The organism is Pseudomonas sp. LBUM1646 (assembly GCF_059716165.1).
Map to the genome: position 1 here is coordinate 4020744 of NZ_CP166810.1, position 12130 is coordinate 4032873.

A 12130-nucleotide genomic window follows, 5' to 3' on the forward strand; every position below is an offset into this window, starting at 1 on the left:
AGAAACACACAAAACCAATGTGGGAGCGGGCTGGCTCGCGAAGGCGGTGGGTCAGTCAACCCACGAGTTGAATATGACGCCGCCTTCGCGAGCAAGCCCGCTCCCACAGGGGGTTGTGGTGCTCCTGGGGGTTAGAAGAACCCCATCGGATTGATGTCGTAGCTCACCAGCAGGTTTTTGGTCTGTTGGTAATGGTCGAGCATCATCTTGTGGTTTTCACGGCCGACCCCGGACTTTTTGTAGCCCCCGAACGCGGCGTGGGCCGGGTACAGGTGATAGCAGTTGGTCCAGACGCGCCCGGCCTTGATCGCCCGGCCCATGCGGTAGGCGCGGTTGATGTCGCGGGTCCACAGGCCGGCGCCGAGGCCGAACTCGCTGTCATTGGCAATCGCCAGGGCTTCGGCTTCGTCCTTGAAAGTGGTGATGCCCACCACCGGGCCGAAGATTTCCTCCTGGAACACGCGCATTTTGTTGTGGCCCTTGAGCAGGGTCGGCTGGATGTAATAACCGGTCGACAAGTCGCCTTCAAGCCGCTCGGCCGCGCCGCCAGTGAGCAGCTCGGCGCCCTCCTCCTGGGCAATTTTCAGGTACGAGAGGATCTTATCGTATTGCTGCTCGGACGCCTGGGCGCCGACCATGGTGTCGGTGTCCAACGGATCGCCGCGCTTGATCTTGACGATCTTCTTCATCACTTCAACCATGAACGACTCGTAGATCGATTCCTGCACCAGCGCCCGGGACGGACAGGTGCAGACTTCGCCCTGGTTGAAGAACGCCAGTACCAAGCCTTCAGCAGCCTTCTCGATGAACTGCGGCTCGGCGCTCATGATGTCTTCGAAGAAGATGTTCGGCGACTTGCCGCCCAGTTCCACGGTGCTCGGAATGATGTTCTCGGCAGCGCAATGCATGATGTGCGCGCCCACCGGGGTGGAACCGGTGAAGGCAATTTTGGCGATGCGCTTGCTGGTGGCCAAGGCTTCGCCGGCTTCGCGGCCGAAACCCTGGACAATGTTCAGCACGCCGGCCGGCAGCAAATCAGCGATCAGCTCGGCGAAAACCATGATCGACAGCGGCGTTTGCTCAGCGGGTTTGAGCACCACGCAGTTGCCGGCAGCCAGGGCCGGGGCGAGTTTCCAGGCAGCCATCAGCAGCGGGAAGTTCCACGGGATGATCTGCCCGACCACGCCCAGCGGCTCGTGGAAGTGATAGGCGGTGGTCAGCTCATTGATTTCAGCGGCGCCGCCTTCTTGGGCGCGGATGCAGCCGGCGAAGTAGCGGAAATGGTCGGCGGCCAGTGGCACGTCGGCGTTGAGGGTTTCGCGCACGGCTTTACCGTTGTCCCAGGTTTCGGTGACGGCGAGGATTTCCAGGTTTTGCTCGATACGGTCAGCGATTTTCAGCAGCACCAAGGAGCGGTCCTGGGCCGAGGTCTTGCCCCAGGCATCGGCGGCCGCGTGGGCGGCGTCCAGGGCTTTGTCGATGTCGGCGGCGCTGGAGCGCGGGAACTCGGCGATCACTTCACCGTTGACCGGCGAGGTGTTGGTGAAGTACTCGCCATTGACCGGCGGCACGAATTCACCGCCGATAAAATTACCGTAGCGCGGCTTGAAGGAAACGACGGCACCGGGGGTGCCAGGTTGTGCGTAGATCATGGTGGGCCTCTGTCTGGGTCGGTGCCTGTCGGGCAAACAGGCGATGAACCGATAGTAGAGAGCCCCGCGTGCCGGGCGAATGCGCCGTTGGAGGGGGGACTCTCGTTATTTGGTAGTAGGTGATCGTTCCCACGCGACCCGTGGGAATATCAAGAGCCGAACGCGGAGCGTCCGTAGAGGCATTCCCACGCGGAGCGTGGGAACGATCAGTGGCAGCGATCAGTGTTTGGCTACGACCAGGTCTTTCGGCAACTTGAACGTCCAGAGCATCCCGCCCTGATTGAAGTCCTTGATGCGCTTGGCCACTTCGCCGCCCCACAGTGGAACTGCGCCGCCCCAACCGGACAGCACCGAGACGTACTGTTCGCCGTCCATTTCCCAGGTCACAGGCGAGCCGAGCACACCGGAGCCGGTCTGGAACTCCCAAACTTTCTCGCCGGTCTTGGCATTGAAGGCCTGGAGGAAACCTTCCGGCGTGCCGGTGAACACCAGATTGCCTTTGGTGGTCAGCACCCCGCCCCACAGCGGCGCGTAGTTCTTGTGGCGCCAGACTTCTTTGCCGGTGACCGGATCGATGGCGCGCAGCACGCCGATGTAGTCTTCGTTCAACGGTTTGATGGTGAAACCGGCACCGAGGAACGCCGCGCCTTTCTTGTAGGCGATGCCTTCGTTCCAGATGTCCATGCCCCACTCGTTGGACGGCACGTAGAACAGCTTGGTGTCCTTGTTGTAGGCCATCGGCATCCAGTTTTTCGCACCGAGGAACGCCGGCGCGACAAAGACTGAACTGCCCTTGGCTTCAGTGCCCGGTGCGCCGGGGCGGCTGGCTTCGTTGTAGATCGGCCGGCCGTCCTTATCCAGGCCGGTGGCCCAAGTGATTTTGTCCACGAACGGGAAGCCACGGATGAACTTGCCGTTGGTGCGGTCGAGCACGTAGAAGAAACCGTTACGGTCCGCAGTGGCGGCAGCTTTGATTTCTTTGCCGCCCTCGGTGTAGTTGAACGACACCAACTCGTTCACGCCGTCATAGTCCCAACCGTCGTGGGGCGTGCTCTGGAAGTGCCATTTGATCGTGCCGTCGTCCGGGTTCAGTGCCAGGCGCGATGAGGAGTAAAGGTTGTCGCCAGGACGCAGGTGCGAGTTCCATGGCGCCGGGTTGCCGGTGCCGAACAGCAGCAGATTGGTTTCCGGGTCGTAGTAGCCACCGAGCCAAGGCGCGGCGCCGCCGGTTTTCCATAAGTCGCCGGGCCAGGTCTTGCCCGCTTCGCCGCCGGAGATGCCGTTCTCTATCGCTTTGCCGTCCTTGTAGACGTAGCCCATGTGGCCTTCGACGGTGGGCCGAACCCACAGCAGCTCGCCGTTTTTCGGGTCGTAGGCGGAGATCTTGCCGACCACGCCGAACTCGCCACCGGCCACGCCGGTGATCAGTTTGCCGTTGATCACCAGTGGTGCGGCGCTGATCGAATAGCCTTCCTTGTGGTCGGCGACTTTCTTGCTCCAAACGACTTTACCGGTGTCCTTGTTCAGGGCCACAAGCTTGGCATCGAGGGTGCCGAAGAACACCAGGTCGCCGTACAGCGCCACACCCCGGTTGATCACGTCGCAGCACGGGCGGATGTCATCGGGCAGGCGCGCATCGTATTGCCAGAGCTTCTTGCCGGTGCGCGCATCCACCGCGAACACCCGTGAATAAGAACCGGTCATGTACATCACGCCGTCCTTGATCATCGGCTGCGCTTGCTGGCCACGCTGTTTTTCACCGCCGAAAGAGAAGGCCCAGACCGGCCGCAGATCCTTGACGTTGTCGACATTGAGGGTGTCCAGAGGACTGTAGCGCTGACCCTGGACGCCCAGACCGTTGGTGACGATCTGCTCCGGGTTCTTGGGGTCCTGGAGAATGTCCTGGTCGCTGACGGCAGCCAATACCGAGCCGGACAACAGCATGGCACTGAGCAGCACGCTCAAGACGAAGGGTTGGCGACGTGCGGGTTGGGTCATGACGGCTACCTCTGCGGTTTTTGTTATACCCGGGAAATTTTCCCGGTCTGGTGCAGATTCTTGGCCGCCGCCGCCCTTGCAACAATTACCCGCAGTGTGGAGATTGCTAGTTCCTTAGTACCGGGTCCGATGATCCCAACCCGAAAGGGCTCAACTCAACCTGTAGCAGCTGGCGAAGCCTGCGTTCGGCTGCGCAGCAGTCGTAAACCCTACTTGCACGGTTTGCCTGATGCACCGCGAACTCTGATTTCACGACTGCTGCGCAGCCGAACGCAGGCTTCGCCAGCTGCTACAAGGGTTGGTAGGGTCACTGGTCCGCGGTGGAATCGACGCGGGTCATTTGTGCGCGCTCATAGCGCGGGTACAAATGGCTGACACTGCGAATCAGTTCATAGCGGCTCAGGCTGATGCCAGCAAAACGCTCGGGGATGGGGCTGCGGATCATCTCGGCCATGTCGCTGCCGTTGGCGGCGCCGTCGCGCAGCAGTTGATCGAGCCAGGTCAGGTAGTCGCGCATTTGCTCGAAGGGTTTGGCATCCGTGGCCAGCGGGCCGTGGCCAGGCACGATCAGCGTCCAGGGCAAGCCTTGCAGGGTGGCGATGTCCGCCAGCCACACCGCCAGCCCCGGACTGTTCGGGGTGGTCAGAGCCCGTTGATAAAACACCAGGTCCCCGGCAAACAGCACGCCGGTTTGCTGGTCGAGAATAGCCAGATCCGCGCCGGTATGCCCACCCAGGCTTAGCAGGCGCAAATCGTGGTTCCCAAAACTTTTCACACCTGGCGTCAGCGTCTCGGTGGGCAATACCACTTCGGTGCCGCGCATCCAGTCGCCCACCAGCCGATACATGTTCTCGGCCATGGCATCGCCCTGTTGATGCAGCAGCTCGGTGGTACCGGCCAACGCGCCGATCGGCACATCAGTAAACGCCTGATTGCCCAGCGCATGATCGGGGTGATGGTGGGTCAGCAGCACTTCGATCACCGGTTTATCGGTGACCGCCGCAATTGCCTTGCGCATGGCTTCGCCGTAGCGTTTCGACGGCCCGGTGTCGATCACCACCACCCCGCGCTCGGTGACGATGAACCCGGTGTTGACGATGTTGCCGCCGTTGGCCTTGGCGAAATTGTCGGTGCTGCCTTCCAGCAGCCAGGTGTCGGCAGCGATCAGCCGGGGCTTGAGTGAATATTCAAGCTCCGCCAGCGCTGGCAGGCTCAAACCGATCAACAACAGCAGGATCCAGCGCATCGCGCGCTCCTTGGGTCAGGGGATGGCCGCATCGAACTGATTGCCGCTGTTGTCGCGCAGCAACAGGCGCGTCTGCCCTGCTCCTTCGATGTCGAAGGCCAGGTTGGGGTTTTCGCTGACGGCGGGAAACAGTTCCAGCGTGGCCAGCAACTGATCGTTCTGATCACGCAGTTCGGCGTGGTTGATGAAAAATTCCGGGATGCCACTGACCATGCCGTTGTCCATCGGGTGCGCCACCTGCACGCGCACGCGGCTGAACTCGCCACGGGGATAACGCCCGCCGAGTACTTCACCAATGTGTTCTTCCCAGCCCGGCTGGGTGCGCACCACGCTCGGCGCCGTGCAACCGCCGCCCGCCGCATCGATCAGGGTCGAGCCGACATGCCAGACGCCATCACGGGTCAACACCGCCGCACGCAACGGCGTGGCCTGCTCGATGCGGATACGGATCGACAGCCATGGCAGCACTCGATCCAGCGGTTGGAAATCGACGATTTTTGGCAACGGGTTGAGTTCGGCCCAGGCAAGGATTTTCACCACCTCGCCCTTGAACGCCCGCGCGTCGATTTCCAGTGGCACTTGGCGCGCATCTTCGGCGAATGGCGGCGCCAGCAGCTTGACTCGCTCGTCGAACACGAACGGCGCATCGCCGAGCATTTGCTTGTGATAGAACGCCCACATCACCGACGGCACCGGGTCCTGGCCCGGATCGATGTCCACCGCATGGGCGGCCAACGGCAGCCAACAGACCAGCAGGCAACTCGCTCGCCAGTTCACTATTGATACATCTCCGGCACTTCATATTGCAGGCCGTAACGGGCATAGATGGCTTGCACCGAGCCCTCACGGATCATGGCTTCCAGCGCTTCCTCCAGGGCATAGGACAATTGACGGTTACTTTCATGCACCGCCATGCCGATCTCCCAGCGTTGCTTGCCCATGTTCGGGTAGGCGTTTTCCGCCAACGCCACTTGCGGATCGTTGGCTTCATGCACCTGCCAGTCGACCTCACCGCGCATCGCCATCACCGCATCGACTTCACCGGCCTTCATCGCCGCAAAGGCCTGGGGTACACCCGGATAGTGGTGGGTCTTGGCGGCGAGCATGCCGTTGAACACCGAGGTCAGGTAGAACGATGGCACGCTGTCGACTTCAACGCCGATCGGATGCTGTTCGAACACCGCAACGCTGCCCACCGAGTCCAACCGGCGGCGATCATAAGCGACTTGCCATTGTTCGTTCTGGTACGGGCCGAACATCACCACGTGATCGTTTTCCAGCTCACCGAGCTCGTTGCGTTTTTGTGAGTAATCGCGGTCGTAGGGCACGCGCATCATCAGGTCGGCCAGTTGCTGATCATGCAACTGACTGGCTCGCCAGATGTAATCGCGCAGGTCGTCGTCGAGCTTCTCGCCGGCCGGGGCCCAGACCAGCTTGAGCTTCACGCCCAGCGCCGTGGCCAAGGCTTGCGCGAGGTCGACATCCACCCCGCGCGGCTGGCCGGCATCTTCAAAACTGTAGGGGGCGAAATCCTTGTACACCGCGACTTTCAGCTCTCCGGCGGCGATCATTTGGTCATAGGTACGGACCTGCGCCTGCGCCACCTGGCAGCACAGCAACACAGCACTGATCAACACCGCGAGCAGGCGCATGGATTACTCCTCGACGTGCACGCTGTCCAGGTAAGTACGCACAGCCCATAGGGCTTCCTGACTCAGGTAATCGGCCATTTTCGGCATGTAGACCCGACCGTCGCGCACGGCGCCGTTGCGCACCCGCTCAACGAACCATTCATCACCGGCGTCGCCGACATCGAGCATGCGCAGATCCGGGGCGATGCCACCGGACTTGGCTTCCAGGCCATGGCAAGCCGCGCAGTTCTGGTTGTAAGCAGAGGAGCCGATTTCGACGGCTTTATCGTGTTGCGGCGAGGTGCGATACGGGTTCACTGCCGCCCAGCCATCGCCATCGACTGTTACACCAGCGTCCTTGATCGGGGTCAGGCCCGGGGTTTCCACCGCTTGTGGCACCACGTTGCCGTGGGCCCAGGCCGAGCCTGCGCTGATAAAACCGGCCAGCAGTCCGGCAACAAGCAAGGCGTTGCGTTTTGTTGTCATTGTTATGCCCTCAGGGTTGCACGCAAAACCTCCGTGAAGAGGCTATGGCACCCATCTTAGGAACCCTATTGCGCCAGCCCCATGCTGCTTTGGTGGCCGCCTTCTAGTCCCTTGGTAGTAGGGCTTGTGGCGCACACCCAAATCAGGTGCCGTTTGGGAAGTCTTCCCGGCAACAGCGGGACTTTTTCCGTATCCGCCCACCCGCCGGGCGCACCACCCTGTGCAAGCCAAAACCTCCACTGGGAACTGCAACCATGACAATAAGATCGCTACCCGCCCTTTCCCCTCTGTCTATCGCCGTGCAGGCTTTTCTGCTGGTGGGCAGCCTGTCCTTGAGCGCTGCCAGCCAAGCTGCGACCGCTCCGGCCACACCGACCCATAACGTCACTTGGGAAGACATTGCCAACGACCACCTGACCACCAAGGACGTGCTGCAATACGGCATGGGCACCAACGCCCAACGCTGGAGTCCGTTGGCCCAGGTCAACGACAAGAACGTGTTCAAACTGACCCCGGCCTGGTCCTACTCGTTCGGCGATGAGAAGCAGCGCGGCCAGGAATCCCAGGCCATCGTCAGCGACGGCGTGGTCTACGTCACCGGTTCCTATTCCCGGGTATTTGCCCTCGACGCCAAGACTGGCAAGCGCCTGTGGACCTACAACCATCGCCTGCCGGACAACATCCGTCCGTGCTGCGACGTGGTCAATCGCGGGGCAGCGATCTTCGGCGACAAGATCTACTTCGGCACCCTTGATGCACGGCTGATCGCCCTCGACAAGAACACCGGCAAAGTGGTCTGGAACAAGAAGTTCGGCGACCACGCCGCCGGCTACACCATGACCGGTGCCCCGGTGCTGATCAAAGACAAAGTCACCGGCAAGGTGCTGCTGATCCATGGCAGCTCCGGCGATGAATTCGGCGTGGTCGGCCAGCTGTTTGCGCGCGACCCGGATACCGGTGAAGAAGTCTGGATGCGCCCCTTCGTCGAAGGTCACATGGGCCGCTTGAACGGCAAAGACAGCACCACCACCGGTGACGTCAAGGCACCGTCCTGGCCGGATGACCCAACCACTGAAACCGGCAAGGTCGAGGCCTGGAGCCACGGCGGCGGTGCCCCTTGGCAGAGCGCCAGTTTCGATCCGGAAACCAACACCATCATCGTCGGCGCCGGCAACCCTGGCCCATGGAACACCTGGGCGCGCACCTCCAAGGACGGCAACCCCCACGACTTCGACAGCCTCTACACCTCGGGCCAGGTCGGCGTCGATCCGAGTACTGGTGAGGTGAAATGGTTCTACCAGCACACCCCGAACGACGCCTGGGATTTCTCCGGCAACAACGAGCTGGTGCTGTTCGACTACAAGGACAAGGACGGCAAAGTGGTCAAGGCCACCGGCCACGCCGACCGCAATGGTTTCTTCTACGTGGTGGACCGCAACAACGGCAAATTGCAGAACGCCTTCCCCTTCGTCGACAACATCAGTTGGGCCAGCCACATTGATCTGAAGACCGGCAAACCTGTCGAGAATCCGGGCCAGCGTCCGGCCAAACCGTTGCCGGGCGAGACCAAGGGTAAGTCGGTGGAAGTCTCGCCGCCGTTCCTCGGTGGCAAGAACTGGAACCCGATGGCCTACAGCCAGGACACCGGGCTGTTCTACATTCCAGGCAACCAGTGGAAAGAGGAATACTGGACCGAAGAGGTCAACTACAAGAAAGGCTCGGCCTACCTGGGCATGGGCTTCCGCATCAAGCGCATGTACGACGATCACGTCGGCACCCTGCGCGCAATGAACCCGACCACTGGCAAAGTGGTCTGGGAGCACAAGGAAGCGCTGCCGCTGTGGGCCGGGGTGTTGGCGACCAAGGGCAACCTGGTGTTCACCGGTACGGGCGACGGTTTCTTCAAGGCGTTTGATGCGAAAACCGGCGAAGAGCTGTGGAAGTTCCAGACCGGCAGCGGCATCGTCTCACCGCCGATCACCTGGGAACAGGATGGCGAGCAGTACGTCGGCGTGACCGTCGGCTACGGCGGCGCGGTGCCGTTGTGGGGCGGCGACATGGCCGAGCTGACCAAACCGGTGGCTCAGGGTGGGTCGTTCTGGGTGTTCAAGATTCCGAGTTGGGATAATAAGACGGCGCAGAAGTAACGCCACCAACCTTGCCGATACGAATCACGTAGCAGCTGTCGAGCCCCGGCGAGGCTGCGTTAGCGGTGTGTCAGGCACACCGTCGACGCAGCCTCGTTTCACTCGACATCTGCTACGTGAAGCCGTATCGATCCCCATTTAGAGGTTTCGTGATGAAATATCTGCCTTTATTGCTGCTCTTGACCCTGCCCCTCGCTTACGCCGACGACGGCGACGACGCCCCACTGATCATCAACGGCTGCACCATCGCCGAACACAGCCAATGCCCCGGTGCCAATCTCAAAGGCGTCAACCTGAGCAATCAGGACCTGCGCAGCATGAACCTCAGCGGCGCCGACCTGCGCGAGGCCGACCTGCGTCACGCCCGGCTCGACCTTGCCAACCTGGAAAAGGCCCAATTCCAAGGCGCCAACCTGACTCGTGCCAGCCTGCAACAAAGCAACCTGCGACTCGCCGATTTCACGGGAGCGACGCTGATGGCAATTCAGGGTTGGGGCCTGTTCGCCCAAGGCGCGCAATTTGAAAACGCCAACCTCAGCGCCGCCTACCTGCAATTCGCCCGCCTCTCCGGCGCCAAACTGCACAACGCCAACCTGCGCGCCGCCGACCTGGAAATGACCTGGCTGAGCAAGGCCGACCTCAAGGGCGCCAACCTCAGCGATGCCAATCTGCAGGAAGCCAAGTTCGGCGAAAGCAACCTCGAACAGGCGAACCTCAGCGGCGCACGGCAGCATTATGCGAATTTTCAGGATGCGAACATGGAGGGGTGTTCGGGGTGTCCGACAACGTGGGATAAGTAATCCGGCCGCTGATCGTTCCCACGCTCCGCGTGGGAATGCCTCCACGGACGCTCCGCGTTCGGCTCTGGAGGGACGCGGAGCGTCCCGGGCTGCATTCCCACGCGGAACGTGGGAACGATCATTAACTCGCTACCCGCACCACCCCCATATCAATCCCCAAATGCACCAGTTCGGTATGGGACGTGACCTGCAATTTGCTCTTAAGCAACGTCAGATGATTGGAAACCGTCTTGCTGCTGATATTCAACTGCTCGGCAATCAACCGCGCCGGCGTGCCTTTGGCCAGCATCACGAAAATCTCCAGTTCGCGCTGGGTCATGCTTTGCAAGCGCGGGTCGCTGGCATCCTGTTGCGGGTGGCACGCCAGCTGGGTCGCCAGCGGCTGTTCGATGTAGGCATGGCCGGCAAGGATGCGGCGCACCGCCTCGATCAGCACCTCGGGCGCCGAGCTTTTCGTCAGGTACCCCGAAGCCCCAGCGTCCAGCGCCTGGCGCACCAACGGCAGTTCATCGTGCATGCTGAAAAACAGCACGCGCAATTGCGGCAAGCGCTGACGCAAGCGTCGGGTGGTTTCCAGTCCACTGATCCCCGGCAAGCCGAAATCCATGATCACCAGGTTCGGCACCGCTTCCTGGACCCGAATCAGCGCCTCCTCACCCGTAGCCGCTTCACGCACTTCCATCGCCGGCAACAACGCCCGCAACAAACTGGCGTAGCCCTGACGGACCACCGCATGGTCGTCGACCAGCAGAATATTCATGACGCCTCCAAAGGCATGCTCAAGGCCAGCGCCCAACCGGCGCCGGGGTGGCTGATGATCCGCAGTTCACCGCCAAGGCTGCGGGCGCGCTCGAACATCGAGTACAGCCCGACACCCGGGCGCTGCGGCTGCGCGGCACCGCGACCGTTATCGCGAATCAGCAGGCGTAAATGCCCGCCACGATGTTGCAGGCGAACCCGCACCTGACTGGCCTCAGCGTGCCGGGCAATGTTGGTCAACGCTTCCTGCAACAGGCGATAGAGATGGGTCTTGCTCGGCCCCGACAGCGCCGGTAACTGCGCACTGACCCGCAACTGGCAATCGATGCCCTGCCGGCCCTGCCACTGCTCCACCAGCAACGCGAAGGCTTCGGACAGCGGCAGGTGTTGCAACACCACCGGATACAGGTCGTGAACCAGCGCCCGAAAGCCCTGTTGCAGGTGCTCGCAATTGTGTTCCAGCTCGCGCACCGTGCGCTCGACGGTGTCCGGTTGGTCCGCCACCAGTCGTAGCAGACAAGCTTGAGCACGAATGCCAGCCAGGTACTGCCCGAGATCATCGTGCAGCGTCTGCGCCAGATGGGTGCGTTCCTGCTCCTGCACCGCGAGCAAGGTTTGCGTCAGTCGGGTGTTGTCGGCACGGGCCTGTTCCAGCGCGCCGGTCATGCGATTGAAATGCGTCGCCAATTGCCGCGCTTCCGGCACACCTTGCCCGCGCAGGCGCACGTTGAGCTGGCCGGCGGACACTTGCTGCAAGGCACGGAGCAATTCATCGAGCAGGCCCATGCCCCGGCGCACCGCCCAGCGAATGGTCAGCAGGCTCACCACCAGCGCCAGGCCGCAGAGGAACAGCACCTGTTGCAGGGAATCCCAGACTTCATCGATCTCGTCGCGCGGATCGACCGCGATCAGCACGCGCCTACCATCCTTTAAATCCAGCACCTGGGCGCTGTGACGGGCCTCGGCGAACAACAGCCGTCCGAGCCAGGCATCGAGGCCGTCCTGCACCGGCAGCCGCACCGTTTCGCCCGGATCCAGCCAGCGCACCCGCACATGGCGCAGACTTTGGGTCAGTCGCGGTTGCAGGCTGACCGGGTCACGCTCGGCGGTTTCGCTCAGGTACTCGACCACCGCTTCGGCGGATTTCAGCTCACGTTCGACATCCGCCAGCGCCTGGTGCACCAGCAACGCCATGCACGCCAGGGTGACCAGGGCAAAAAAGCCGCCGACCCACAGGTTGATCCGCCACAGCGCCGACACGCCTAGCGCCCCGGTGTCATGGGCAAGGCCTGCACCAGGGCCGGTCGCGGGCTGTGGAATTTGTCGAGGCCGATCAGGGTCAGGATCAACAGCAACGGCAGGAGCAGCGCCTTGAGAATTCGCATGGTCGACCTCCTCTTCAGTGATGACC

11 protein-coding genes are annotated in these 12130 nt (G+C 61.9%); 2 read left to right on the forward strand and 9 right to left on the reverse strand.

The genetic code is table 11. The features are described from left to right. Positions 1–131: 131 nt before the first annotated feature. The 6 genes from exaC to pedF form a co-directional block, all read right to left on the reverse strand. The gene (exaC, locus tag ACA071_RS18300) at positions 132–1652 is read right to left on the reverse strand and encodes an acetaldehyde dehydrogenase ExaC (protein WP_497640434.1); all 1521 of its coding nucleotides are present in this window, start codon (positions 1650–1652) and stop codon (positions 132–134) included. 219 nt (positions 1653–1871) lie between these two features. After that, positions 1872–3650: a PQQ-dependent methanol/ethanol family dehydrogenase gene (locus tag ACA071_RS18305; RefSeq protein ID WP_497640435.1), complete on the reverse strand. Its 1779-nt coding sequence runs from the start codon at positions 3648–3650 to the stop codon at positions 1872–1874. 307 nt (positions 3651–3957) lie between these two features. Continuing rightward, positions 3958–4896, reverse strand: a complete 939-nt coding sequence (locus ACA071_RS18310; RefSeq protein WP_497640436.1) for a quinoprotein relay system zinc metallohydrolase 1 — start codon at positions 4894–4896, stop codon at positions 3958–3960. 15 nt (positions 4897–4911) lie between these two features. Next, positions 4912–5673: a quinoprotein dehydrogenase-associated SoxYZ-like carrier gene (locus ACA071_RS18315; protein ID WP_497640437.1), complete on the reverse strand. Its 762-nt coding sequence runs from the start codon at positions 5671–5673 to the stop codon at positions 4912–4914. Then, complete coding sequence (locus tag ACA071_RS18320) at positions 5673–6548, reverse strand: substrate-binding periplasmic protein (RefSeq protein ID WP_497640438.1); 876 nt, start codon at positions 6546–6548, stop codon at positions 5673–5675. Before ACA071_RS18320 ends, ACA071_RS18315 begins: the two co-directional genes overlap by 1 nt. A gap of 3 nt (positions 6549–6551) precedes the next feature. Continuing rightward, complete coding sequence (gene pedF / locus ACA071_RS18325) at positions 6552–7013, reverse strand: cytochrome c-550 PedF (RefSeq protein WP_497640439.1); 462 nt, start codon at positions 7011–7013, stop codon at positions 6552–6554. 254 nt (positions 7014–7267) lie between these two features. On the opposite strand from pedF, the gene exaA reads away from it, so the two are divergent. Both exaA and ACA071_RS18335 read left to right on the forward strand, forming a co-directional pair. Continuing rightward, on the forward strand, positions 7268–9160 hold the full coding sequence (gene exaA / locus ACA071_RS18330) for a quinoprotein ethanol dehydrogenase (RefSeq protein ID WP_497640440.1): 1893 nt from the start codon (positions 7268–7270) through the stop codon (positions 9158–9160). A gap of 152 nt (positions 9161–9312) precedes the next feature. Next, positions 9313–9960 (forward strand): pentapeptide repeat-containing protein, encoded by a 648-nt coding sequence (locus ACA071_RS18335; protein ID WP_497640441.1) that lies wholly within the window; start codon positions 9313–9315, stop codon positions 9958–9960. A gap of 121 nt (positions 9961–10081) precedes the next feature. Here ACA071_RS18335 and ACA071_RS18340 read toward each other — a convergent pair whose 3' ends face one another. Genes ACA071_RS18340 through ACA071_RS18350 form a run of 3 tightly spaced genes read right to left on the reverse strand, consistent with a single transcriptional unit; the run spans position 10082 to position 12104 of the window. Beyond that, positions 10082–10720: a response regulator gene (locus ACA071_RS18340; protein WP_497640442.1), complete on the reverse strand. Its 639-nt coding sequence runs from the start codon at positions 10718–10720 to the stop codon at positions 10082–10084. Continuing rightward, on the reverse strand, positions 10717–11979 hold the full coding sequence (locus ACA071_RS18345; RefSeq protein WP_497640443.1) for a sensor histidine kinase: 1263 nt from the start codon (positions 11977–11979) through the stop codon (positions 10717–10719). The genes ACA071_RS18340 and ACA071_RS18345 overlap by 4 nt, the downstream gene beginning before the upstream one ends. A 2-nt stretch (positions 11980–11981) precedes the next feature. After that, positions 11982–12104, reverse strand: coding sequence for a hypothetical protein (locus tag ACA071_RS18350; RefSeq protein WP_497640444.1), 123 nt, complete (start codon positions 12102–12104; stop codon positions 11982–11984). Positions 12105–12130 lie beyond the last annotated feature (26 nt).